22 protein-coding genes are annotated in these 24,834 nt (G+C 68.2%); 13 read left to right on the top strand and 9 right to left on the bottom strand.

Features of this window, described 5'->3' with window-relative positions; all coding sequences use genetic code 11:
* Positions 1 to 98: 98 nt before the first annotated feature.
* The gene (locus OHZ10_RS26565; RefSeq protein WP_059240569.1) at positions 99 to 1,289 is read left to right on the top strand and encodes a helix-turn-helix transcriptional regulator; all 1,191 of its coding nucleotides are present in this window, start codon (positions 99 to 101) and stop codon (positions 1,287 to 1,289) included.
* A 207-nt stretch (positions 1,290 to 1,496) separates the two neighbouring features.
* Here OHZ10_RS26565 and OHZ10_RS26570 read toward each other — a convergent pair whose 3' ends face one another.
* From OHZ10_RS26570 to OHZ10_RS26595, 6 genes are all read right to left on the bottom strand, one after another.
* The gene (locus OHZ10_RS26570; protein ID WP_342704843.1) at positions 1,497 to 2,162 is read right to left on the bottom strand and encodes a cation diffusion facilitator family transporter; all 666 of its coding nucleotides are present in this window, start codon (positions 2,160 to 2,162) and stop codon (positions 1,497 to 1,499) included.
* 118 nt (positions 2,163 to 2,280) lie between these two features.
* The gene (locus OHZ10_RS26575; RefSeq protein WP_342704844.1) at positions 2,281 to 3,762 is read right to left on the bottom strand and encodes a S41 family peptidase; all 1,482 of its coding nucleotides are present in this window, start codon (positions 3,760 to 3,762) and stop codon (positions 2,281 to 2,283) included.
* Position 3,763: 1 nt separating this feature from the next.
* Entirely contained in the window at positions 3,764 to 4,135 is a 372-nt protein-coding gene (locus OHZ10_RS26580; protein WP_059240567.1) for a DUF4156 domain-containing protein, read from the bottom strand.
* A gap of 215 nt (positions 4,136 to 4,350) precedes the next feature.
* Positions 4,351 to 4,998: a response regulator transcription factor gene (locus tag OHZ10_RS26585; protein WP_342704845.1), complete on the bottom strand. Its 648-nt coding sequence runs from the start codon at positions 4,996 to 4,998 to the stop codon at positions 4,351 to 4,353.
* Positions 4,995 to 6,449, bottom strand: coding sequence for a HAMP domain-containing protein (locus OHZ10_RS26590; RefSeq protein WP_342704846.1), 1,455 nt, complete (start codon positions 6,447 to 6,449; stop codon positions 4,995 to 4,997). The genes OHZ10_RS26585 and OHZ10_RS26590 overlap by 4 nt, the downstream gene beginning before the upstream one ends.
* 160 nt (positions 6,450 to 6,609) lie before the next feature.
* Complete coding sequence (locus OHZ10_RS26595; protein ID WP_342704847.1) at positions 6,610 to 7,101, bottom strand: papain-like cysteine protease family protein; 492 nt, start codon at positions 7,099 to 7,101, stop codon at positions 6,610 to 6,612.
* A 183-nt stretch (positions 7,102 to 7,284) separates the two neighbouring features.
* Here OHZ10_RS26595 and OHZ10_RS26600 point away from each other — a divergent pair, with 183 nt between their 5' ends.
* The gene (locus OHZ10_RS26600) at positions 7,285 to 8,304 is read left to right on the top strand and encodes a DNA-binding protein (protein WP_342705993.1); all 1,020 of its coding nucleotides are present in this window, start codon (positions 7,285 to 7,287) and stop codon (positions 8,302 to 8,304) included.
* A gap of 111 nt (positions 8,305 to 8,415) precedes the next feature.
* Here OHZ10_RS26600 and OHZ10_RS26605 read toward each other — a convergent pair whose 3' ends face one another.
* Positions 8,416 to 9,987: a hypothetical protein gene (locus tag OHZ10_RS26605; RefSeq protein WP_342704848.1), complete on the bottom strand. Its 1,572-nt coding sequence runs from the start codon at positions 9,985 to 9,987 to the stop codon at positions 8,416 to 8,418.
* Positions 9,988 to 10,284: 297 nt separating this feature from the next.
* Between OHZ10_RS26605 and OHZ10_RS26610 the strand changes: the two genes are divergently transcribed.
* The 8 genes from OHZ10_RS26610 to OHZ10_RS26645 all read left to right on the top strand — a co-directional run bounded on the left by OHZ10_RS26610 (position 10,285) and on the right by OHZ10_RS26645 (position 19,041).
* Complete coding sequence (locus OHZ10_RS26610; RefSeq protein WP_059240561.1) at positions 10,285 to 10,905, top strand: TetR/AcrR family transcriptional regulator; 621 nt, start codon at positions 10,285 to 10,287, stop codon at positions 10,903 to 10,905.
* Positions 10,906 to 11,140: 235 nt separating this feature from the next.
* Positions 11,141 to 12,184 (top strand): NADP-dependent oxidoreductase, encoded by a 1,044-nt coding sequence (locus OHZ10_RS26615; RefSeq protein WP_059240560.1) that lies wholly within the window; start codon positions 11,141 to 11,143, stop codon positions 12,182 to 12,184.
* Between the two features lie 98 nt (positions 12,185 to 12,282).
* Positions 12,283 to 12,582 carry a putative quinol monooxygenase gene (locus OHZ10_RS26620; protein ID WP_006482784.1) on the top strand — a complete coding sequence of 100 codons (300 nt, stop codon included), beginning with the start codon at positions 12,283 to 12,285 and terminating at the stop codon, positions 12,580 to 12,582.
* A 145-nt stretch (positions 12,583 to 12,727) separates the two neighbouring features.
* Positions 12,728 to 13,183: a (2Fe-2S)-binding protein gene (locus tag OHZ10_RS26625; protein WP_048244466.1), complete on the top strand. Its 456-nt coding sequence runs from the start codon at positions 12,728 to 12,730 to the stop codon at positions 13,181 to 13,183.
* A gap of 1 nt (position 13,184) precedes the next feature.
* Positions 13,185 to 15,404 (top strand): xanthine dehydrogenase family protein molybdopterin-binding subunit, encoded by a 2,220-nt coding sequence (locus OHZ10_RS26630; protein WP_340624963.1) that lies wholly within the window; start codon positions 13,185 to 13,187, stop codon positions 15,402 to 15,404.
* 15 nt (positions 15,405 to 15,419) lie between these two features.
* Positions 15,420 to 16,718, top strand: coding sequence for a c-type cytochrome (locus OHZ10_RS26635; protein WP_059240558.1), 1,299 nt, complete (start codon positions 15,420 to 15,422; stop codon positions 16,716 to 16,718).
* A gap of 153 nt (positions 16,719 to 16,871) precedes the next feature.
* Positions 16,872 to 18,317 (top strand): NAD-dependent succinate-semialdehyde dehydrogenase, encoded by a 1,446-nt coding sequence (locus tag OHZ10_RS26640; protein WP_059240557.1) that lies wholly within the window; start codon positions 16,872 to 16,874, stop codon positions 18,315 to 18,317.
* A 352-nt stretch (positions 18,318 to 18,669) separates the two neighbouring features.
* On the top strand, positions 18,670 to 19,041 hold the full coding sequence (locus OHZ10_RS26645; RefSeq protein WP_059240556.1) for a DUF4430 domain-containing protein: 372 nt from the start codon (positions 18,670 to 18,672) through the stop codon (positions 19,039 to 19,041).
* Positions 19,042 to 19,098: 57 nt separating this feature from the next.
* Here the strand turns inward: OHZ10_RS26645 and tagH are convergent, their stop codons facing one another.
* Together tagH and OHZ10_RS26655 are read right to left on the bottom strand one after the other, a co-directional pair.
* Positions 19,099 to 20,526, bottom strand: a complete 1,428-nt coding sequence (tagH, locus tag OHZ10_RS26650) for a type VI secretion system-associated FHA domain protein TagH (protein WP_059240555.1) — start codon at positions 20,524 to 20,526, stop codon at positions 19,099 to 19,101.
* 46 nt (positions 20,527 to 20,572) lie between these two features.
* Entirely contained in the window at positions 20,573 to 20,959 is a 387-nt protein-coding gene (locus tag OHZ10_RS26655; RefSeq protein WP_059240554.1) for a TssQ family T6SS-associated lipoprotein, read from the bottom strand.
* 630 nt (positions 20,960 to 21,589) lie between these two features.
* Between OHZ10_RS26655 and tssJ the strand changes: the two genes are divergently transcribed.
* The 3 genes from tssJ to OHZ10_RS26670 are packed head-to-tail and all read left to right on the top strand — an operon-like array spanning position 21,590 to position 24,834.
* On the top strand, positions 21,590 to 22,105 hold the full coding sequence (gene tssJ / locus OHZ10_RS26660; RefSeq protein ID WP_059240553.1) for a type VI secretion system lipoprotein TssJ: 516 nt from the start codon (positions 21,590 to 21,592) through the stop codon (positions 22,103 to 22,105).
* The gene (gene tssK, locus OHZ10_RS26665; RefSeq protein WP_342704850.1) at positions 22,102 to 23,499 is read left to right on the top strand and encodes a type VI secretion system baseplate subunit TssK; all 1,398 of its coding nucleotides are present in this window, start codon (positions 22,102 to 22,104) and stop codon (positions 23,497 to 23,499) included. The genes tssJ and tssK overlap by 4 nt, the downstream gene beginning before the upstream one ends.
* Before the next feature lie 15 nt (positions 23,500 to 23,514).
* Positions 23,515 to 24,834 carry a DotU family type VI secretion system protein gene (locus OHZ10_RS26670; protein ID WP_059240551.1) on the top strand — a complete coding sequence of 440 codons (1,320 nt, stop codon included), beginning with the start codon at positions 23,515 to 23,517 and terminating at the stop codon, positions 24,832 to 24,834.

Below are 24,834 nucleotides of genomic sequence, written 5' to 3' on the forward strand. Positions count from 1 at the left end.
GTGAATCTCCCGATGACGCCGGAATTTAGACGCGTCTTAATCATGGCGGCGCGGGTGGTCGCACCGGAAACATGTCGTATGGAGGATGGAGCGTGCTGATGGAGACGAGATGGGCTCCGCAAGAGAGCCAGGCAACAAGTGACGAGGCCGATATCGGCGTCGCGGATTTCAGCGAGCTGATGGCACGCATTTACCAGGGGCCGCTGGAGACGCCGCCGTGGGCCGGTGCGCTCGAGCTCGTCCGTCGCTGGCTGCAGGCGAACTACGTGACGCTGATCCTGCGCGCGGCCGCGAGCGATCGCCGCGCGCCGCTGTCCGTGCACGCCTCGGAATTCGGCCCGGTCGTGCCGGGCGACGGCGAGGCGTCGTACAACAACTACTACTATTCGCTCGACCCGTTCGTCGGCCTGCCGGCCGATCGCGTGGTCACGGTCGACGACGTGTTCGGCGACACGGGCTGGCTGTCGAGCGAACTGTACAAGCAGTTCCTGAAGCCGCAGGACGTGCGCTATATCCTCGGCGCGGACCTGCGCACGCCGTCGGGCGTCGAATGCCGGTTCCGCGTCTGCCGCAACCATGCGTCGAAGCAGTTCTCCGCGCGCGACAAGGCGATCTGCGCGCTGCTGCTGCCGCACCTGAAGCGCGCGGTGGAACTGCATTCGCGGCTCGATTCGGCCGAGGTCGAACGCTCGATCTACGCGAATGCGATCGACCGCATGCAGGTCGGCACGATCGCGCTCGACGAGAACGGCACGATCATCGACATGAACAGCGTCGCCGACGAGATCCTCAAGCAGAACAACGGTCTGACGATTGCGCGCGGCACGATCGAGGCGACCGACGCGCAGGAGAACCGCACGCTGAAGCGGCTGATCCGCCATGCGGTGATGGGTCACCACGGCACGGCCGCGGCAACCGTCGAGGCGATGCCGATCACGCGCAGCTTCGACAAGCCGCGCCTGGGTCTGCTGGTGCGCACGGTGCTGCTGTCCGACTGGTCGGAAGACAACAAGCGGCGGCCGGCCGTCACGCTGTTCCTGCGCGACCCCGACCGCAAGCCGCAGGGGGCGCAGGAGATCATCCGCAAGCTGTTCGACCTGACCCCGGCCGAGACGTCGCTCGCGCTGCTGCTGACGAACGGGCTGACGCTCGAGGAAGCGGCCGAGGAATCGGGGATCAGCAAGAACACGGCGCGCACCCACTTGCGCGCGATCTTCTCGAAGACGGGCGTCACGCGTCAGGCGACGCTCGTGCGGATCCTGCTCGGGAGTGTCGTGCCGCTCGGGTAAGCCGCAGGCTCGATGCCGACTGATCGGCCAGGGATGCATTCGTCTGGGAATACATCGACACCGGCCGATGCGTCCTGCGCCGAACGGCGGTGACGACATCACGCAAAAGAGGCTCGCGCAACGCGAGCCTCTTCTTCATTCTGCGCCGCCCGGATGCGTCACCCGAAGCGGGTAGCGGCGCTCAATGCACGCCGATGCTGCCCGCGTTCACGACCCGCGCGTCGAGCGATCGGCCCATGCGGCCAACGCCGGCCATTGCGCGCAGCCGCGCCGGATGAAACCGGCGCCCGTGCGGATCACGAGCGCGCCGATCGCGAGCGCGGCCAGATCGTCGAGGCGGCCGAAACCGACCAGCGCCGCACTCATCGCGAGCGCCGCCAGCAACGACGACAGCGCATCGGTACGCACGTGCCAGCCGCTCGCCTCGAGCAGCGCGGAACCGGTCTCTCGCGCCTTGCGCAGCATCCAGTGCGACAGCACGGCCTTGCCGGCAAGCGCGACGGCGACGAGCGCGAGCGCCGTCGCGCCCGGCTGCACGACGGGCGGCGTCGCGAAGCGGCTCATCGCCTGCCAGATCATCTGCGCGCCGGTCGCGGCGAGCAATGCGCCGAGACCGGCGAGCGCGAGCGGTTCGTAGGTCGGTCGCCGCTCCGGCGGCAGGCGGGCATCGAGCCGGCAGGCAACGAGGATCAGCGCATCGGCCGCGAGGTCGATCGCCGCATGCGCGACGTCCGCGAGCAGCCCCGACGAATGCGCAGCCGATGCCGCGGCCGTTTCGACGGCAAGCAGCAACAGGTTGACCGCGAGGCTGATGGCGAGGGCGTGGGACGTGGCCGCATAAACGTGGGGCGTGGCGCGCGACGTGCGCTGCATGGCGGATTCGTCTGTCGATAGCGTGGGTCAGCCCCGAACGCTACCGGTCGACGGTGGCAGATCCATGACAGCCCAGGGATGCGGCGCGACCGGTCCACGCTGCGCGTGCGCCGGCGCGTTACCGCGCCCGCTGTGCCGCAAGCATCGCGGCACGCGTCACGGCGCGAACATATCCCGACTCCGAGGCATTGTCCGGGATCACGTCGAATGCCACGTGGGGCCGGATTCCCCGTGCTTCGTACGACACGCCGGCCGCATCGCGCGTCACATGATTGGCGATGCCCATCATCCAGCCGTTCGGCAACCCTTTGCCGAAGCCGCCGGACAACGCCCCCTGCGTGGTCTGTCCGGCCTGGACCGCGTGCGGCAGCGTGCGCATCATCAGCACGAGGTATTCACCGGCGCTGACGGTGACGTCGCTCGTCAGCACGACGACCGGCTTCGCGTAGCGCACGGCGCCGCCCGGTTCGACGTGGAACGGCTGCGGCGCGACGCCGGCCGCCTGCGGCAGCGCACGCGTATAGGCGAGCCGCTTGCGGTCGGCGAAGCGGGCGGCGATGTCGTGCGCGATCTCGGCCGCGCCGCCCTGGTTGAACGCGAGGTCGAGCACGAGCGCACGCGTTTCCTTGAGCCGCTCGAACACGGCATCGAGCTTGCCGGCCAGCCGGGCCCGATCCTGTTCGATGTCGGTGATCGGAGCGCCCGCGAAGCCGCCCATCCGGTCGATCGCGAGATAGCCGATATTGCCGTCTAGCACGCCCCAGACCACGCTGCCGTCGAATTCGATGCCGCGCGCATCGGCGCGCAGCAAGCCGAGCCGTGCCTGCGTCTGGCGCGCATGCCAGACGCCGAGCCAGGCCGGAAACGGCGTATCGGGCGCCTCCTGCGCCCACGCGTGGCGCAACCGGCGAAACGTCTGCTGCGGCGCGTTTTCGTCGCGCCAGCCGAGCGTGAACGAATCGCTTTCGTCGCCGATGCTGGTATGCGCATCGACCGGTGCGGCGAGCAGCGCGTCGAGCACGGGCGCGAGCGCCGCGTCGCTGCCGGCCGCGGCCGCCTGCGGACGCAGCCGCGCGATGCGCGCTGGCCAGTCGATGTCGTAGTCGGCCGCGAACGAGTAGTAATCGAGCAGCAGAGCCGCGACCGCGTCGTAAGTCGCAAGCGGCGACGACGCGCCGCTGCCCGCCGTGCGGCACGCGTCGGGCAGCGCGGCCAGTGGGCGCGCATGCAGTTGCAGCCCGTCGGGCGAATCGGTGAAGATCATGTCGCCGCGCCAGTGCGCATACATCCCGATCAGGGCGGCAGTCGCCTTCGTGCTCGCGTTGTACGCGGGATCGCGCCAGCACAGGCTGCCGGTGCGCGTCGTGGTGTAGATGACGGCGCCGTGCGGTCCAATCTCGGCGATGGCGCCGGTGCCGGCGAGCGCCCAGATGCCGTGCGTCTGCGGCACGAATGCGTCGTCCTGCAACGCGGCGCGCAGCCTCTCGCGCGGCGCCGGCGGCAGGCCGCCCGGCACGGCGGGTTCGTTGGCGTCGCCGCCGCAGCCGGGCAGCCAGCCGGAAATGCCGAGGCTCCATATCAGGGTCGCGAAGAGGCGCATGTCACGCTCCCGTACCCGGACAGCGATAGACGCTGCCGGTCAGCGTGACGCCGGTCTGCCGCAGGTAGCCGCCGTCGGTGCCGTCGAAGCTGCCGCTTTGCACGCCGCGCTGCGTGAGCAGCACCACGACGTTGCCGCCGAGTTCGGCCGCCCGGTTCTTCAGGTCGTTGCGCGCGCCGGTCTCGAGCGCCGCGTCCGGGATGAAGCCGCCGATCAGGAAGTTGCCGCGGCTGCCGGTCACGTCGCCGAGATGACGGCAGGCGCTGCCGGGGTCGCGCATGACGATGCGCACGTCGCGGCCGGCGGCGGAAGGCTCGGGCGACGCGCACGCCGCCAGCGCGACAGGAAGGAACAGCAGCCAGGCAGGTCTCATGGTTTCGCCGTAACGAATGCGCTCGATTGCGCGACAGCGTCACTTTAGGGACGCCATCCGCGCCGCACATCGGGCGAAGGTCCTGTCGTTGCGGGGGAATGCATGCGACCAAAGTCGTAGACGCGGCAAGCGCCGCCGGGGAGTGCGCGAACGGCGGCTGGCGTTTCGCCGCCACCGAGAGCCGGCGAACCGGCGAACCGGCGAACCGGCGGCTGTCAGGATTTCGGCGACATCAGTCCTTCGCGCCATGCCAGCGCGACGGCCTGCGTGCGGTCCGACAGGTGCAGCTTCGACATCACGTTGCCGAGATGCGTCTTGACGGTCTTTTCGGTGATGCCGAGCGTCGTCGCGATGCGCGCATTGCTGCCGCCCTCGGCCAGGCAGCGCAGCACTTCCAGCTCGCGCGCGGTCAACGCGGCGAACGGGCTGCGCGGCGGCTTGCGCAATGCGCCGATCATGCGCTGCGCGATGCCCGGGTGCAGCGTCGGTTCGCCGTGGACGGCCGCGTGGATCGCCTGCAGCAGACGCTCGCCGCGCATCGATTTCAGCAGGAACGAATTGGCGCCGGCGTCGATCGCGGCGAGCGCCAGCGCATCGTCGTCGGACGAGGTCAGCACCATGATGTGCGTATCGCCGCTGGCCGTGCGAATCGCGCGGATGACGGCGGGCGCGCCCGCGTGGCCCATGCCCGGCATCATCAGGTCGAGCAACAGCACGTCGGGGCGATGCGCGCGCACCTGCTCGATCGTCGATGCGCCGTCGTCCGTTTCCGCGACGATCTCGAACGATGCATCGAGCCGTAGCAGTCCGCGGATGCCTTCGCGCACGACCGCGTGATCGTCGGCGATGAGGATGGTGGTCATGCCGTCTCCATCGGATTGAAATGAACGGTCACGCGCGTGCCGTCCGCGCCCGACACGATGTCGAGCATGCCGCCGGGCAGCGCGTCCGCGCGCCAGCGCAGGTTGCCGAGCCCCATGCCGACGGGCACGGCGGCCGGATCGAAGCCGCTGCCGTCGTCGCGCACGACCCATCGCCAGCGCGGCGGCGAACCGGTCGATGCGCGCCCGGCAGTGCCGGGTTCGCACGCGATGTCGATGCGGCGGCAGCCGCTATGACGCAGCGCATTCGCGGCTGCCTCGTGCGTGATCATCAGCAGTTCGTGCGCGGCTGCCGGATGGGCATCGAGCGCGCGCGTCGCGGCTTCCGGCAGGTCGAGCGACCAGTCGATGCCCGAACCGGCCAGCAGGTCGTGCACCGCGTGCGAAACGGCCGCGTGCAGGCCGTCCTCGGCGATCGCGGGCAGGCTGAAGCCGGTCACCACGTTGTCGAGATCCTGCTGCAGATGATCGGCCAGGCGCCGCGCCGCGCCGACGGTCGGCAGCAAGTCGGGGTGGCGCTGCGCCTCGTATTCCAGTTCGGTCAGCTTGAGGCCGAGCACGAAGCTGCGCTGCTTCGCGGTGTCGTGCAAATCGCGCGCGATGCGGGTGCGCTCGACCGACACCGCGAGCGCCTTCTGCGTGCCGAATGCACGCGCGAGCGCATCGGCCATCCGGTTGAAATGCGCGGCCAGCGCGCCAAGCTCGTCGCGCGACGCATCGGCGATCCGCGCCGACAGGTCGCCGGCCGCCCAGCGGTCGGCCGCGGCCGTCATCCGCCGCACGCGCCGCACCAGCAACCAGACCAGCAGTCCCGCGAAGCTCGCGCCCATCGCGCCGAGATACAGCACGGTGCGCATCAGGTCGTAGGCCGATGCATCGTCGGCGATCTCGTAGTGGAGTTGCCAGCCCGGCCAGTAATGCACGCCGATCCGCGCGATCGCGCCGCCGGCCAGCGCGACGCGCGTGACGATCGCCCAGTCGCCGTCGCGATGCAGCATCGTGTCGGGTGCGGCGGAATCGGCCGGGGTCGCCGCGAACGCATCGGACAACAGCGGCGACGCGGCCGGCGACGTCTCGCATCCCGCGCCATCCGGCCGCGCGATGCGCACCTGCAGCCGGCCGGCGCCGAAGAAGCCCATCATCGGCGCGAAATCCATCACGTCGCGCGCGCCGATTCGCGCGATCTGCCAGAACATCGCGTCGGCCGCGGCGCGGCAGGCGACCGGGTCGCGCCAGTCGACGGCGCCGGCCGCGCCGGCCAGTGCAGGGCGGTCGAGGTTGCCGAGAAAGCGGCGGATGTCGCTTTCGGCATGCGTGCGCCACAGCACGCTCGTCAGTACCGACGACAGCACCATCGCGACGAACCCCACGACGATGAACGTCGGCACGAGCTTGACGAACAAGCCACGGAAGCCGATCCGGAATGTGCGCAACGCGGGCTCCTGGTTCTTCTGTTTTCCTGGCGGATGCAGCGGATGGATGCCGACGACACGGCAGGGCAGCGCAACCGGCTTTCAATGGCGCAATGTTGACGGTTTTCGGGGGCGGCTGCAGGGGCGTTTCGCGCCGGGCGGCTCGGCGCCCGCCGGGCATTCAATATCGGTGGGACCCTTTCACCAGCAGTCCGTTGGGTCGGTGCCGTCCGGTGTCGAGCGTCCCCAGAAGCATCGTGCGCGGAGGGGGCCCCTCCGGGTCGTTGTAATGAACGATGCGTTGCTGGATCCCCGTGATGACGATCACGTGACCGATTTCAGTCTGGTCAGGCCTGTCCAGGAAGTGCCCGGCGGCCCAGATCGGACCGAATTTCGTCAGTACCGTGGCGAGCCATTCGGGCGTAATGGTCGTCGGCTGAAAGAGCGGCACGAGTCCCTCGTTCGCGCACAAGTCGGGGATCCTCGACTGAGGAAGCCCCTGGTCCGCGCGCCAGAGCGACGGTATGCCCACACGCGGCCCGGGGCGGTGGAAGTACGAAACCATGCACGCCGCCGCATACCAGCAGGCGTTGTTCAGTGCTTTGGATCCTGACTTGGTCTTCTTTACGCCGCTCTGATCGACCATCGGTACGTTCAATCTGACGTCCACCATTTCGGGTCTCCCGGCAGGCGTGATTCCTAAGCGTATGAAGAACCGGGCGTGACGACAACCATTGCGACCGTCGCCCCCATCAATCTCGACATTATAGAAATAATGTCAAATTCAATCGAGCGAATGATTGGATATTTAACGATTTACGTTATATTATTCACGAAATTCCCGACGAAACCCGCCATGTCCGATCTCGCTGTCGACGAACCCCGCCTGACCGCCGAAATCGAGCGTCTCAAGGCCGATTTCCCGAAAACGCGCGAGCTGTATCGCGAAGCGTGCGCGCTGCTGTTCTTCCGGTTCGGCATCACGCCCACGGCCAACCGCCTGTACCAGCTCGTTCGCAAGGGCAGCATGAGCACGCCGACGGCCGTCCTCGGCGAGTTCTGGGCCGAGCTGCGGGAAAAGAGCCGCGTCCGGATCGAGCATCCCGACCTGCCGGCCGATCTGCAGGCGGTGGCCGGCGAACTGGTCGCGGCATTGTGGAACCGGTCGAGCGCCGCCGCGGCCGCCGCGCTCGATGCACTGCGTACGGAAGTCGAGGCCGCGCGGGCAACCGCGCACGCGGAAGTCGCGACGCTCCAGGCCGAACTGGCCCGCACCGAAACCGCGCTGGAACAACGCACGGCTGCGTTGCTGGCCGCGCAGGTCCGCATTCAGGAGCTGGAGCAGGCGAGGGCGGCCGACGATGCATCGCGGCAAGCGCTGCAAGCAGAGATCGAACGCGTGACGGCCGACAACGCGGAAGGCGACCGCGCGCTCGCGCAGGCCCGCGCGGATTTCAGTACCCAGCTCGACCGGCTGCGCGACGATGCGGGCCGCGCCGAGGAGCGCTTGCGTGCATCGGAGAAGCGGGCGCTGCAGGAAATCGATCGCGAGCGGCTCGCGGCCGCGCGGTTGCAGAAGGAGCTCGACGCAGCGACGTCGCGCACCGAACAACGCGATGCGCAGCAGCGAAAGGACCAGACCGCGCTGCAGGCGCAACTTGGCGACGCGCTGCATCGATGCGGCGTGCTTCAGGGGCAGCTCGACGGCGCACTGGCGACCGATGCGGCGCGCGGCAAGGAGCTCGATGCGCTGAGGCGGGAGATGACGGTGCTCGCACGCCGGGCGCCGCTGCGCGGCGTCAAGACGGCTCCGGCCGCCCAGCGCGAGGGCCGCAAGGCCCGCACGAGAAAGCGCACCGACGAGGCCTCGCGCTGACGATCGGTCCGCAGGCGTGCGCCGACCGGTATCGACGCACGCCGAACGAGCACGCCGGCCCGTGAGCAGGCCCGACGGCACGCGCCTGAACGCGTGCACGCCCGATTCAACTCAGCTCGTCACATATCGCGACAGTAACGGCGGCGCATCGGCCGGAATCGTCACGAGCGACGTATTCAACCAGCCCTGCGGCGTACCGTTCGACTGCGCATACGCACCGACGTACGGCATCATCCGCGTCGTCTGATAGACCTGCGGCGTCCAGCCGGCCGGCGCGAGGAAGATCGATGTCGCGCGCTTCTCGCTGTACGCGGATGCGCCGTACGTCGAGATGTTCCACAACGTCTGCTGATAGGTCGCGTAGTCGGCGTTGTGACGCGAGCCGCCAGCCTGCCAGCCTTCGAGCTGGATGAACGTGTTGTACGTACCGGCGCCCGCGAGCAGGTTGTTCACCGTGCGCCCGTACAGGAACGACAGGATCAGCCCGCAGTTCGCCGGCGCAAAATCGCTGCCGACGCTCAGGTAGTAGCGGCCCGTCGTGTTCACGACCGAAGCGTAGTGCGAGTTGCCGATATCCGTCGACGTCGCCAGCCCGCTCGCCCCCATGAAGCTGTCGAACGCCTGCATCGTGACGCCCGCCGGCAGGTCGCCGGTCGCGCTGATCGCGACGAGGTGCGAGCCGGCCGCCAGCAGCGTCAGGAACGCGGACACCGTCGCCGCGATCCAGCTGCCTTGCGCATCGACGAACGGAAACGCGCGATAGCCCGTCAACGCGAAAACCGCCGGGTCCGTGCCGGCCTGCCACGCGATCTGCGGCACCCACATCGTCAGCGGGCCGGCATTCGACGCACTCGATACATACTGCTTCAGCGCATCGATCAGCTGCGCGTCGGCGCCGGGCAGCACGGTGTACGACGCGCCGTTCTGCCAGCGCTGCACCCATTGCGCGACGAAGCCCGCGAGCTGGCCGCCCGTGAAATCCGCGGGCGGCACATAGCCGAGCGGGCCCGTGCTCTGATAGGCGGACTGGATGGCAGCGGCCGTGCGCACGTTGCTGCCGAACATGCTGTTCGCGAAATCCTGGCCGTTGTTGGCCGGCGGCGTCGCGAGCTGCGCGAGCGGGACGACCCATGCGCCGTTCGCGGTCGCGACGCCGCGATACAGGTTGAGATTCGCGACCGAGTCGTGACCGGGAAACGTCGCGGCGTCGGCGCCCGCGACGTAGCCGGCCGACGGCGAGACGCTGACGGTGGTCGGCTGCGAGCCGAACGGATGCGTGTACGCAATCGCGAACGAGGCGTCGCCGCCGGCGAGGCTGAACGATCCCGTGCAATCGCCCCAGCTGTTCGAGGCACTGACGGCCGTCGACTGTCCGGTCGCGATCAGGGCTTGCGACGCCTGCGGCGTCGAGCCGCTCTGGCTCGCCGCGCTGCCGAACGCGAGCGTCGTCGACGGGATCGCGTTGACGACATTGATCGTGATCGAGCGATCGGCAATGCCGAAGCTGCGTGCGGACGTATTGGAGGCGCCGGTTGCGGCAAACGACGACGCAGACGTCGTATTGCCGTCGCCGCCACAGGCGGCCAGCGTACCGACGAGCGGCGACAGGGTCAGCGCGGCGCCGCGCTGGATGAAGCGCCGGCGGTTCGGCGCAGGCGGGCGAGCGGGTTTCGAAGCGGTCATGGGGCGTTCCTGGTCACGGGTTCGAGAGGAGGCAACGACGTTCCAGCGCATTGCACACGTGTGCAATGCCGGTTGCCATTTTGCGACCGCCGGCACATGCGCCGGGCGTATTTAAGCGGGAAATCGATGAAACGCCTGCGACGAAATCGAGTCGCTCGTGTGACGCCGTGCACGCAACGGGGCAGGGGATTGCCGGCCGGCCATTGGGCGCGCGACGGGGATCGGGTAAAGTGCCGCTCAACATGCCGGTTCGACGTTACTAGACGACCGGTCTAATCGTTGCTACCATACGCCATCATGAATGCATCTTCAGGCGCGGAAGTCCGCCAGCACATCCTGAATATCGCGAAGCCGATCATGCTCCACAAGGGGTTTTCGGCGGTCGGTCTGAACGAGATTCTCGCCGCGGCGGGCATCCCGAAGGGCTCGTTCTATCATTACTTCGGCTCGAAAGAGGCATTCGGCGAAGCGCTGCTCGAATCGTATTTCGAGGGGTATCTCGCGCATCTCGACAACCTGCTCAAGCATCAGGCCGGCACCGGTGCCGAGCGCCTGATGACGTACTGGGGCAACTGGCTGCACACGCAGTGCGCGGACGATCCCGAAGGCAAGTGCCTCGCGGTGAAACTCGGCGCGGAAGTGTCGGACCTGTCGGAAGCGATGCGCGCGGTACTGCGGCGCGGCACCAGCCAGATCATCGAGCGGCTTGCGGGCGGCATCGAAGCCGGGCTCGCCGACGGCTCGCTCGGCCAGGTCGACGATCCGCCGCACGCCGCCGCGATCCTGTACGAGCTGTGGCTTGGCGCGACGCTGCTGGAAAAAATTCACCGCACCCGCATACCGCTGGAAAGGGCCATGGCCGAGACGCGGCGCATGCTGAACCTGCCACCGGTTGCAAACAACGGAGCGCAGTCGTAATCCGGGCGCGCATCGGCGCGCCTTGTTTTTGCCCCGATTCTAGACGACTGGTCTACTCAGACAATCAATGACGAATGCCTTGCTCCGCGTTACGCTGTCCCGATTGCTCCATCCGCCTGCCTGCGACCACGACGGCCTGACCGCTGCCGCTATCGCGGGCGCGCACTTCCTGCTGGTCCATCCCTGATCCGTTCGTGCCCACGAAGCACGTTCATTCCTGTTGACGGAGGCTTACATGCCGCAAAGCAAGACCGCAAACCGCCAGATCATCCTGACTTCGCGCCCGGTCGGCGCACCGACGCCGGGCAACTTCCGCGCCGAAACCAGCACCGTGCCGACGCCCGGCGCCGGCCAGGTGCTGCTGCGCACGGTCTGGTTGTCGCTCGACCCGTACATGCGCGGCCGGATGAGCGACGCGCCGTCGTATGCGCCGCCGGCCGAACTCGGCCAGCCGATGGTCGGCGGCACGGTCAGCCGTGTCGTGTCGTCGAACCTGCCCGCGTTCCGCGAAGGCGATCTCGTGGTCGCCGGGGCCGGCTGGCAGGACTATGCGCTGTCCGACGGACGCGACCTGATCCCGCTCGGCCGCGACTTCGCACATCCGTCGTACGCGCTCGGCGTGCTCGGCATGCCGGGCTTCACCGCGTACACGGGGCTGCTGAAGATCGGCGAACCGAAAGCCGGCGAAACGGTGGTCGTCGCGGCGGCGAGCGGCGCGGTCGGCGCCGTGGTCGGCCAGATCGCGAAGCTGAAGGGCTGCCGCGTGGTCGGCGTCGCGGGCGGCGCCGACAAGTGCGCGTACGTGACCGACTCGCTCGGCTTCGACGCGTGCGTCGACCATCGCGATCCGGCGTTCGCCGCGAAGCTGAAGGAGGCGTGCCCGAACGGGATCGACGTCTATTTCGAGAACGTCGGCGGCGCCGTGTTCGACGCGGTGTGGCCGTTGCTCAACGAGCATGCGCGCGTGCCGGTCTGCGGCGTCATCGCGCATTACAACGACACCGAACTGCCGGCCGGCCCCGACCGCGTACCGCTGCTGATGTCGACGATCCTCCGCAAGCGCATCCGCGTGCAGGGTTTCATCATTCTGGATCACTATGCAACCGGCTATGCACCGTTCCTGAAGGAAATGAGCGAATGGGTCGCGCAGGGCAAGGTGAAGACGCTCGAGGACGTCGTGCCTGACCTGGCCGACGCGCCGGAAGCGCTGATCGGCTTGCTCGCCGGCAAGAATTTCGGCAAGGTCGTCGTGCGCGTGGGCCCGGACGAACTGGCCTGATACGACGGCACCGCTTTGCCGCAACACATGGCCGCTCGCCGGCGTCGCACGACACCGGCGGGCGGCTTTTCCGATTCCGTTTCGAAAGGAGTGACACGATGGCGCTTCACGTAATTGCTTCCCTGTTCCTGAAACCCGAACACGCGCAGGCCGCCGAGGCCGAGCTGCGCAGCATGGTCGCCAAGACGCGCACCGAGCCGGGCAACCGGCGCTACGACCTGTTCCGCGAGCAGGACGGCTCGCCGAACCTGCACCTGTACGAGATCTACGACGACCAGGCTGCATTCGACGCGCACCTCGCGAGCCCGTATTTCGGCGAATTCCGCACGAAGTCGGCCGACTGGTTCACGGCGCCGCCCGTCATCAAGGTGCTGTCGGGCATCGACGTGGCAGAGTAAGGACGTAGTGGCAACACCACCGCCGCGGCTCGCCCCACCCGGGCTGCACGGCACCCGTTGCGCACGACGCACCGGCGATGACGACGACGACACGGCGCAGCGCATCGCTCGCGCCGCTTCCCCAATACACCGGCCCGGAGGCTGAATGGTCACCCTCAACATCAACGGCGAAACCCGCACGGTCGACGCCCCCGACGACATGCCCTTGCTCTGGGTGCTGCGCGACGTCGTCGGCCTCACCGGCACCAAGTTCGGCTGCGGGATTGCGCAATGCGGCGCGTGCACCGTGCATCTCGACGGTGTCGCCGCGCGTTCATGCGTGCTGCCGGTCGCAGCCGTCGCGGGCCGCAAGATCACGACGATCGAAGCCGTCGGCGCAACGCCGGCCGGCCACAAGGTCCAGCAGGCGTGGCGCGAGCTCGACGTCGTTCAATGCGGCTACTGCCAGTCGGGGCAGGTGATGGCCGCCACGGCGCTGATCGCGTCGAACCCGAACCCGAGCGATGCCGACATCGATGCGGCGATGGCCGGCAACATCTGCCGCTGCGGCACGTACAACCGGATTCGCGCGGCGGTGAAGCAAGCCGCGAAGGGGGCCTGACATGTCACGCGGACTGATCGAAGCAGGTCGGGCCGGCGCAGGCGTGTCGCGCCGGTCGTTTCTGAAACTCGGCATGTCGCTCGGCGCGGCGGCCGGCGGTGGCTTGCTGCTCGGCTTCAGCCTGCCGGCGGCGGGCGACGACGCACGGCGCTCGGTGATCGGCGGCGATGCGGCCGAACCCGCGCAGCCAGGCGTATTCGCCCCGAACGCGTTCGTGCAGATCGACCGCGCCGGCCGGGTCACGCTGGTGATGCCGAAGGTCGAGATGGGGCAGGGTGTCTATACGTCGCTGCCGATGCTGATCGCCGAGGAACTCGAAGTGCCGCTGTCGAGCGTGACGCTCGATCATGCGCCGCCGAACGAGAAGCTGTTCCTCGATCCGCTGCTCGGCGGCCAGCTCACCGGCGGCTCGACGTCGATACGCTATGCGTGGGAGCCGATGCGCCGTGCGGGCGCCACGGCGCGCACGCTGCTGGTGGCCGCGGCGGCCAAGCAATGGAACGTCGATCCGGCCAGCTGCCGCGCGGCGAACGGCGAAGTGCAGCATCCGCCGAGCGGCCGCCGTGCGTCATACGGCCAGTTGGCCGATGCCGCCGCGAAGCTGCCGGTGCCGAAGGACGTCGCGCTGAAGAAGCCGGAAGATTTCAAGCTGATCGGCACGCCCGCGAAGCGCCTCGATTCGCCGGAGAAGGTCGACGGCACCGCGCAGTTCGGGCTCGACGTACGCCTGCCCGGCATGCTGTACGCGGTGATCGTGAACAGCCCGGTGTTCGGCGGCACCGTCGCGAGCGTCGACGATACGGCCGCGAAGAAGATTCCGGGCGTGCGCCAGGTCGTCCGCGTCGACAATGCGGTCGCGGTGGTCGGCGATCACACGTGGGCCGCGAAGCGCGGCGCATCGGCGCTCGTCGTGAAATGGAACGAGGGCGCGGGCGCGAAGGTATCGACGAAGGATCTGTTCGCGGATCTCGCGCAAGCGGCGGCGACCGGCAAGGGCGCGGTCGCTCGCAAGGAAGGCGACGTCGGCAAGGCCTTCGCGAACGCGAAGACGCGTGTCGACGCCGTCTACGAACAGCCGTTGCTCGCGCACGCGACGATGGAACCCGTGAACTGCACGGTGCACGTGCGTGGCGACGGCTGCGACATCTGGGTCGGCACGCAGGTGCCGACCCGGGTCCGCGACACGGCGCAGCAACTGACCGGGCTGTCGCCGGACAAGATCGTCGTGCACAACCACCTGCTCGGCGGCGGGTTCGGCCGGCGGCTCGAAACGGACATGGTCGGCCAGGCCGTGAAGGTCGGCAAACAGGTCAATGCGCCGGTGAAGGTGATCTGGACGCGCGAGGAGGATGTCCAGCACGACATGTACCGGCCGTGCTACTACGACAAGATCTCGGCCGGCCTCGACGCGAACGGCAAGCCGGTCGCGTGGCAGCACCGGATCGTCGGCTCGTCGATCATGGCGCGCTTCGCGCCGCCCGCGTTCCAGAACGGCGTCGATCCCGATGCGGTCGAGGTCGCGGCCGAACTGCCTTACGACCTGCCGAACCAGCTCGTCGACTACGTGCGGCAGGAACCGCGCCACGTGCCGACCGCGTTCTGGCGAGGCGTCGGGCCGACGCGCGGCACGTTCGTCGTCGAGAGCTTCATCGACGAACTGGCCACCCAGACCAGGACCGACCCGGTGCAATACCGCCGCGCACTGCTCGACAAGACGCCGCGCGCCCGCAACGTGCTCGACGTCGCGACGAAGGCCGCCGGCTGGGGCGCGTCGCTGCCGAAGGGGCAAGGGCGCGGCGTCTCGGTGATGCACGCATTCGGCAGCTTCTTCTCGATCGTCATCGACGTCGCCGTGGACGGCGGCGAGGTGCAGGTCAAGCGCGTCGTGTGCGCGGTCGATTGCGGGATGTTCGTGAATCCGAACACGATCGAAGCGCAGGTGCAGGGCGGCATCATCTTCGGGATCACGGGCGCGCTGTACGGCGAGATCACGATCGAGGACGGCCGCGTCGTACAGGGCAACTTCACCGACTACCGGATGATGCGGATCAACGAGACGCCGCCGATCGAGGTCCATCTCGTGAAGAGCGGCGAGGCGCCGGGCGGGATCGGCGAGCCGGGCACGGCGGCAACCGCGGCGGCGCTGTCGAACGCGATCTTCGCGGCCACCGGCACGCGCCTGCGCAAGCTGCCGGTCGGCAACCAGCTGAAGACGGCTTGAGGGGAGGCGACGATCATGCGAAACCTCACCCTGAACACGCTCCGCGCGTCACTGCTGGCCCTGTCTGCGCTGCTCGCCGGCACGGCCGCGCATGCGGCACCGACGGCGCCGGCCGACAACGCGCTCGTCGCACGCGGCGCGTACCTCGCGAAAGCCGGCGACTGCGTGGCGTGCCACACCGCGCCACACGGTACGCCGTTCGCGGGCGGCCTGAAGATGGTCACGCCGATGGGCGCGATCTACACGACCAACATCACGCCCGACCCGGAAACCGGCATCGGCGGCTACACGGAAGCCGACTTCGCCGGCGCACTGCGCAAGGGCGTCGCGAAGGACGGTCACAACCTGTACCCGGCGATGCCGTATCCGTCGTACGCGAAGCTGAAGGACGACGACGTGAAGGCGCTGTACGCGTACTTCATGCACGGCGTCGAACCGGTGAAGCAGGCGAACCGGCCGTCCGACATCCCGTGGCCGCTCAACATGCGCTGGCCGCTCGCGTTGTGGAACATGGTGTTCCTCGACACGGCGCCTTACGCCGACAAACCGGCCAAGGACGCGATGTGGAACCGTGGTGCGTATCTCGTGCAGGGGCTCGGACACTGCGGGTCGTGCCACACGCCGCGCGGCGTCGGCTTCCAGGAAAAGGCGCTCGACGAAAGCGGCGCGGCGTTCCTGTCGGGCGCGCCGATCGACAACTGGTTCGCGTCGAACCTGACCGGCGAGCACAACACCGGGCTCGGCCGCTGGAACGACGCCGACGTCGCGCAGTTCCTGAAGACCGGCGCGAACCGGCATGCGACCGCGTTCGGCTCGATGGTGAGCGTGATCAACCACAGCACGCAGGCACTGACCGACGACGATCTGGCCGCAATGTCGCGCTACCTGAAATCGCTGCCGCCCGCGGGCGGGACGGGCGCACCGCCGTACAGCTACGATCCGAAGGCGACACAGGTCGCGCTGGGCCGGCCCGCTGCCGATCCGGGCGCGAAGGTGTATAACGCTTACTGCCTGCATTGCCACGGTGCGGACGGGCGCGGCTATGCACCGCTGCTCGCGCCGCTCGCCGGCAATCCGAACGTCCTCGAGGCCGATGCATCGTCGCTGATCAACGTGACGCTGAACGGCAGCGACACGCTCGTGATCGGCGGCGTGCCTTCCGCGTATCCGATGCCGGCGTTCTCGAACCAGCTGAACGACCGGCAGATCGCCGACGTGCTGACGTTCATGCGCGCCGGCTGGAACAACGGCGCGCCGGCCGTGCAGGCGGCAGACGTCGCGAAACTCCGCAAGGCAACGGCGGCCGCGCGCTGAGCGCGGCGCGAGGCGGACTGACGGCGGGCCCGCGTGCCGGCCGTCGGCGCCGCCGGGTGCGTGCCTGCCCCGGCGGCTTTGCTCTTTCTGTCAACCGGCGCGCGGCCGTTCGCGGCAGCGCGCGTTTTATCGACGCAATGTAGGGGTGTCTGGATGGCTAACGTGACTTATACGGATACGCAACTGCTGATCGACGGCGAGTGGGTCGACGCCGCGAGCGGCAAGACGATCGACGTCGTGAACCCGGCGACCGGCCAGCCGATCGGCAAGGTGGCCCACGCGGGCATCGCCGATCTCGACCGGGCGCTCGCCGCCGCGCAACGCGGCTTCGAAGCATGGCGCAAGGTGCCTGCGCACGAGCGCGCGGCGACGATGCGCAAGGCGGCCGCGCTGGTGCGCGAACGCGCCGACGCGATCGCGCAGCTGATGACGCAGGAACAGGGCAAGCCGCTCACCGAGGCGCGCGTCGAAGTGCTGTCGGCGGCCGACATCATCGAATGGTTCGCGGACGAAGGCCGCCGCGTGTACGGCCGGATCGTGCCGCCGCGCAACCTCGGGGCACAGCAGACGGTCGTGAAGGAGCCGGTTGGCCCGGTCGCCGCATTCACGCCGTGGAATTTCCCGGTCAACCAGGTCGTGCGCAAGCTGAGCGCGGCGCTCGCGACCGGCTGCTCGTTTCTCGTGAAGGCGCCGGAAGAAACCCCGGCATCGCCGGCCGCGCTGCTGCGCGCGTTCGTCGACGCAGGCGTGCCGGCCGGCGTGATCGGCCTCGTGTACGGCGATCCGGCTGAAATCTCGTCGTACCTGATCCCGCACCCGGTGATCCGCAAGGTCACGTTCACGGGTTCGACGCCGGTCGGCAAGCAGCTTGCCGCGATGGCCGGCCTGCACATGAAGCGCGCGACGATGGAGCTGGGCGGCCACGCGCCGGTGATCGTCGCCGAGGATGCGGACGTCGCGCTCGCGGTGAAGGCCGCCGGCGGCGCGAAGTTCCGCAACGCGGGTCAGGTCTGCATTTCGCCGACGCGCTTCCTCGTGCACAACAGCATCCGCGACGAATTCACGCGCGCGCTGGTCAAGCATGCGGAAGGGCTGAAGGTCGGCAACGGCCTCGAGGAAGGCACGACGCTCGGCGCGCTCGCGAACCCGCGCCGCCTCACCGCGATGGCATCGGTCGTCGACAACGCGCGCAAGGTCGGTGCACGCATCGAAACCGGCGGCGAACGGATCGGCTCGGCAGGCAACTTCTTCGCGCCGACCGTGATCGCCGACGTGCCGCTCGAGGCGGACGTGTTCAACAACGAGCCGTTCGGCCCGGTCGCCGCGATCCGCGGCTTCGACAAGCTCGAGGACGCGATCGCCGAAGCGAACCGTCTGCCGTTCGGGCTGGCCGGCTACGCGTTCACGCGTTCGTTCGCGAACGTCCATCTGCTCACGCAGCGGATGGAAGTCGGGATGCTGTGGATCAACCAGCCGGCGACGCCGTGGCCGGAAATGCCGTTCGGCGGCGTGAAGGACTCGGGTTATGGCTCGGAAGGCGGGCCGGAAGCGCTGGAACCGTATCTCGTCACGAAGTCGGTCACGGTGATGGCGGTCTGACGATCGGCCGTCCGTCGCCCCATGCCGCCGTTCCCGCGTCAGCGGGGCGGCGGTTTTTTTCGGCCCCGCAACGGAGTCCGGCGCCGCATCGAACCGCATTGCGGAGCATCGGCCCATCGCCTATCCTCAGATCAATACAACTACCGGACTGGACGGACGGCAGGGACGCCGGTAGCAGAGCAACGACAACCGCGCGCGAAGCGCGAACCGAGAGGCTGCGCCCGTGACCGGGCGACCGGCAGGCGGTTCCCATGACTTTCCGACACCCGGGCCCGGCCCCAGTGCTTTCCACGCACAACGCAAAACACAAAGCGGGAGCAGTTCGGTCAACCACCACTACGGAGATATCGTCATGGGCAATTCGGTAGCAAATCAATTCGTCGATTGGGGTTCCGAATACCACGCGCCACCCTGGCAAGCGAACGACAACATCGCGATTGCGCCCGGCGCGACGACCGTATTCGATCTCCTGACCGCCGACGGCGTGTCGCCCGCCCTCAACCCGCAATCGCAGGGATCGGGCGCAAGCCTGTTCGTGACGGCCCTGGGCGGCGTGGAAGCGAACCAGGGCGGAAACGGCTACTGGTGGGTGTATTTCGTCAACGGTCAGATGCCCGACGTCTCCTGCGCGGTCTACACGCTGCAACCCGGCGATAGCGTGGCCTGGGACTACAAGCACTACTCGAGCGGCCTGAAGCAGGCCGTTCATCCGCCGCTGGCCTGACGGCTGCGGGCGCGGCACGGGCGGGAAGGCGAATCGTCTTCCCGCGCCTCCGCTTCGTCAGTGCCGCCCGCTGCCGCGATAACTTTCCACTTCGGCGTCGTATGCGGCCAGGAACGCCTTGCCGAACACCGACGCGAAATCGTCCTCGATCGCGAACACCGTGTCGCGATGGGTTGCCGCGTAGCGATCCCACATCCTCGCCTTGTACAGCGACGGCACGCGCTTCTCGTACCAGCGCATCGCGTCGTCGCGCTCGCGCAGCCGTTGCGGCGAAAAGCGCGTGAGCAGATCCATCAGCGCGGCGCGCATGCCGGCGACCATGCCGATCTGGTGCGCGTGCAGATCCTGGAACGCGTCGCTGACCGCACTCTGCGGCGACATGAAGCCCGGCAGCGGCAGCCCGAACATCTGACGCAGCACCGCGCCGCCGTCGGGCAACAGTTTCAGCGGATTGTTCTCGCGATCGAGCAGCATTGTCATGTGCGCCTTCACCTCGCGCTTCAGGATGCTGCGCGACGACAGCAGTTCGACCGTGCCGTTCGCGAACAGCGCCAGCAACTGGCCGGCGATGTACAGCTGTTCGGCCGACCACTGGTGCGATTCAGCCGCCGTATCGAGCCCCGCGCCTTCGAAGAAGGCACTCAGCAGTTCGTCCGGCGTCGGCGGTGTCGGCCTCGCTCGCTCGGCATGCGGCGCCGGTTCGTCGGCCGGCCGTGCGCCGGTGTGCGCAGCCGCCGGATGCACGCGCACGTGCTGGGCCCACTCGGGCGCGTGGTCGGCCTGGGCCGGGTGCGAGGCGTCGCGCTCCGCCTGCGCCCCCGCGCCCGGCCCACCGATACCGCCCGACGACTGCGCGAACAGGTCGAGCGGATCGGTCGACAACTGGTTCAGGTCCCGCGGTGACGGCCCGGACGGTGCGGCCTGCGCGACGCGGCGATCCGGTTGCGGCGTGTCCGCACGCGCCGGGCCGCCCGGGCGGGTGCCGGCATCCGCCCGGGTGCGCGGCGCGAGACGATCCTGGAGCAGCCCCCAGAGCCGGATGCCGGCGCCTTTCGTATCGACGCGCGAAGGCGACGGTTGCGCGGGGGCGGCGGCCGAGCGCGTGTGCGGCGGGTCCGCCTGCACACCGGTGTCGGGCGCCATGTCGATGACCGGCGCGTCGTCGCCGTCATCGCGTTCCGCGCGCAACACGTAAGGCCCGATGCGAATGATGTCGCCCGTGTTGAGCGGACGCTCCTGCGCATAGCCGACCGGCTCGCGGTTCACCTCGATCGTCGATACGCTGCTCAGGTTCTTCAGCAGGCACGTGTCGTCGCCGACCTGCAGCAGGGCCTGCAAGCGCGAAATCTGCCGGGTGTCGTCGTGCAGCACCAGATGGTTGTCGCTGGCTCGGCCGATGGTGCCGCCCGGCGGATGAAACACGACGGCGTCATAGGAGTCGTTTTCGACCGGCTCGCCGGCATGTTCGATCACGATCAGTTGCATGTCATACGTCGCTCGGTGAGTGAGGCGCGCGCGGAATCCGTCCCGTTCAGGATGTCGACGCGTGCCTGCGGCGCGCGAATTCGAATGCGGGCCCCCAGATCGGATGCCCCTTTTCGGCGGGGGACAAGTCGAAGCGCGGGTTGAGGTCGAGGATCTTCGAGAACTCGGCGCGGCACGGCGCAATGCGGTTCGTCACGCAATAGCTGAACGCAAGGAGCTTGTGCGCGGCGACCTGCGTATCGGTGTCGGCGCCGTCGATCTCCTTCGCGTGGCTCAGGAGCGCGATCGTGCGCCCATAGTCGCCGGCGGCGTACGCGGCACGCGCGCTGTCGACCGTTGCATGCGCGGCCGACTGCGTCGGGGACGTGCTGCATCCGCCTGCCCCCAGCAACCACGCGCCGAGGAAAACAACAATCGATGCACGGCCTTTCATTATTGAAATTAAGAATTCGCGTAATTGGAAGGGGGCGCACAAGCGCTGTTGGATTCTAGTGCCAATCATCGATGCCGATGTTGCTGTTACGTTTTGTTTCAAGTGGCCGATCGGATTCCATTAAAGCCTGAAAATAGACTACGAATTTCAGTGCTTGTTAATCCAGAAAAACGACCTATAGTTCGCTGTGTTTTTCGGATTTGTCAGTTGTTTGGCCAGTGCTCGTCAATGCCGGAGAAAACGGGACATCCGTTCAGGCAGCACGAATAGCCTGGCACATCGTCAGGGCCGCGCGACCCTTGTCCGGCGGCCGGCCGGCTCGTGCCTCCGAGCCTATCCGAAAGATATCGACGCAATAGAACCGGGCCGCCCAGGCGAACCGGTCGGATTAACTTTTTCCGTCAAATGATCAATATCAATTCAATTACCTGTCATCCCGCCAAATCAACTTTCAAAAACCCTGAATGATTTGACCCGGCTTCCGACAAGAACAATTTGCCGACACCATTTTCAATGGATGGATTTGACAGCCACATAATTACCGGTCAATTAATTGTCCCTTTTTTAATCCGGTCAACCGGTTTCGCACTCGGAAACCAGCGGATGGCTATTGGGTGGCGAGGGTGGAATATGCAATGGCGGTCGAGCAGTTTCATCGTATGGGGATGCGTCTTGCTGTTTCCGGGGTGCGGCGCGACGGAGCACGCGGCTGCGGTCCCGTATGCGATCACGGTCGACGTAGCGCCTGATGTCAACCCCGACATGAATCGCAAGCCCTCACCGATCGTACTGAAGGTGTTCCAGCTTCGCGCGGCGTCGGGCTTCGACAGCGCGGACTTCTTCTCGCTGCAGGACAAGCCCGAGAACGTGCTCGGCGCGGACCTGCTCGGCACCGACCGCGTGATCCTGCGGCCGGGCGAATCGCGCACGCTGCACTATCGCGGCAATGTCGAGGCCGGCGCGATCGGTGTCGTCGCCGAGTACCGGATGCTCGAAAAGAACCGCTGGCGGCTGACGGTGCCGCTGCCGCGCGCGAAGCAGCTCAACCTCTACAAGTTCTGGCAGACGTCGCCGGGCGAACTGAAGCTGTCGATCGCGGTCAGGAACGGCGGCATCGCGCTGAACAATCCGCAGGGGCGCCCATGACCGAACCGACGATGTCCGCGACGCCGGTCGCGGCGCTCCGCCAGCGCGTGGTGTGGACCGAGGGAATGTTCCTGCGTCCGCAGCATTTCCAGCAGCTGGAGCGCCACTGGGAACGCTACGTCGCGCTGCGCTGCCTGCCGCTGCAGGGCTTCTACTGGGGCTTCGACGCGCTGGAACTCGATCGCGAGCAACTGGCGCTCGGCAAGGTCGCGCTGCGTGCCGCTTCAGGCGTGATGCGCGACGGCACGCCGTTCGACCTGTCGCATCCGGACGATCTCCCCGCACCGCTCGACGTGCCGGCCGACGCGAAGGACCAGCTCGTCGTGCTTGCGCTGCCGCTGTGGCGCGGCGGCGGCGAAGAGGTGTCGTTCGGCGCAGGCGCCGCTAACGGCGCAAGCGGCGCAAGCGACGGCGCGGACGTCGCGCGCTATGTCGTGCGCGAATACGAGGTGGCCGACGCGAACGCGGTCGCGCTCGGACCCGCGCTGCTGCAGACGGGCCGCCTGAACGTGCGGCTGATGCTCGACGCCGAATTGACCGGCGACTGGCACGCGCTCGGCGTTACGCGCATCGTCGAACGGCGCACCGATTCACGGCTGCTGGCCGACGACGGCTATATTCCGCCGCGGCTCGTCGCGCAGCGCGATCCGGTGCTGCTCGCCTATGCGCGCGAACTGCACGGGCTGCTCACGCAGCGCAGCGAGGCGCTCGCGGCGCGGCTGTCGGAGCCCGGGCGCGGCGGCGTGTCGGAAGTCGCGGATTTCCTGCTGCTGCAGCTCGTGAACCGCTATCTCGCGCTGACCTGGCATGCGCAGCAGCATGTGTCGACACATCCGGAAGCGCTGTTCTGCGACTGGCTGAAGCTCGCGTGCGACCTGAGCACGTTCACGGCGGCGGGCCGGCGCCCGCAGTCGCTTGCCGTGTACGTGCATGACGATCTGCGCACGAGCTTCGCGGAACTGATGACGGAACTGCGCCGGTCGCTGTCGACCGTGCTGGAGCAAAACGCGATCCAGATCGAGCTGCGCGATGCGGGCAACGGGATCCGCGTCGCGACGCTCGCCGATCCTGCGCTGCGCGATACGGCCGGCTTCGTGCTCGCGGTGCGCGCCGACGTGCCGGCCGACAGCCTGCGCACCCGTTTTCCGGCGCAGGCGAAGCTCGGGCCCGTCGAGCGGATCCGCGATCTCGTGCAGTTGCAGCTGCCGGGCATCACGATGCGGCAGTTGCCGGTCGCGCCGCGGCAGATCCCGTATCACGCGGGCCATACGTACTTCGAGATCGACAAGGGCAGCGACCTGTGGAAGCAGCTGGCGCGCTCCGGCGGTCTCGCATTTCATTTTGCCGGCGAATTCCCCGGACTCTCGATGGAGTTCTGGGCGATACGCGGGTGACGGCGGGGCGACGCGATGAACTCTTCTTCCGATCCGATCTCCGCCGGCGCCGGCGGATTCGTGCCGCCGAATCCGGGCGGCATGCATCCGGCTGCCGCGTCGGGTACGGCCGGGCCGACGGCCACGCAACCGCGCCCCGGCCGCTGGGCCGCGAGCGGCACGAACCCGCTCGTCGCCGCTGCCAACCCGCTGCTCAACCTGGTGCCGCAGATCCGCTCGACCGTCCACCATCCGAATCCCGCGTGGCTGCGCGAGCATCTCGTCGTCGAGATCCGGCAGTTCGAGGCGCGTGCGCAGGAAGCCGGCGTGCCGTCCGAGGCGATCATCGGCGCGCGCTACTGCCTGTGCACGGCGCTCGACGAGGCGGCCGCGCTGACGCCGTGGGGCGGCAGCGTATGGTCGTCGCACAGCCTGCTGGTGTCGTTCCACAACGAGACGTGGGGCGGCGAAAAGTTCTTCCATCTGCTCGAACGCCTGTCGCAGCAGCCGCGCCAGCATCTCGACCTGCTCGAACTGCTGTATTTCTGTCTCGCGCTCGGCTTCGAGGGCCGCTATCGCGTGCTCGACAACGGCCATGCGGAACTCGATGCGCTGCGCCGCCAGCTTGCGCTCACAATCCGCTCGGTGCGCGGCGAATTCGAACCCGCGCTGTCGCCGCACTGGCGCGACGTCGTCACGCGCGACGTCGCGCGCCGCTTCGTCGTGCCGCTGTGGGTGTGCGTGGCGCTCGCGCTGCTGATCGGCTTCGGCGTGTTCGTCGGGCTGCGCATCGCGCTCGCCGGGCATTCGGACCAGCTGTTCGCGTCGATCGACGCACTCCATGTGCCGAAGCTGCAGCCCGCACAGGCGCCACCGCGCCCGGCGCCGGCGCCGCGCATCGCGCAGTTCCTCGCGCCCGAGATCGCGGCCGGCCTCGTGTCGGTGCGCGACGACGCCGATCGCAGCGTGATCGTGCTGCGCGGCGACGGGCTGTTCAAGTCCGGCTCGACGTCGGTGATCGACCGTTACGCACCGGTGCTCGCGCGCGTCGCCGATGCGCTGAACAAGGTGCCCGGCAACGTGCGCGTGACCGGCTATACCGACGACACGCCGGTGCATACGGCGCGCTTCGCGTCGAACTGGGATTTGTCGCGCGAACGCGCGGAAGCCGTGCGCACCATGATCGCGGCGCGGCTCGACCATCCGGAACGGCTCGCGGCGGAAGGGCGCGGCACGCTCGATCCGGTCGCGCCGAACGATTCGCCCGCGAACCGCGCGCTGAACCGGCGCGTCGAGATCACGCTGCTGCCGGCGCCCGGCAGCGCCGCCGTCGGCGCGACGCAGGGGGCGAACTGA

The organism is Burkholderia arboris, from assembly GCF_038723655.1.
In the GTDB taxonomy this organism is placed as follows: Bacteria; Pseudomonadota; Gammaproteobacteria; order Burkholderiales; family Burkholderiaceae; genus Burkholderia; species Burkholderia arboris.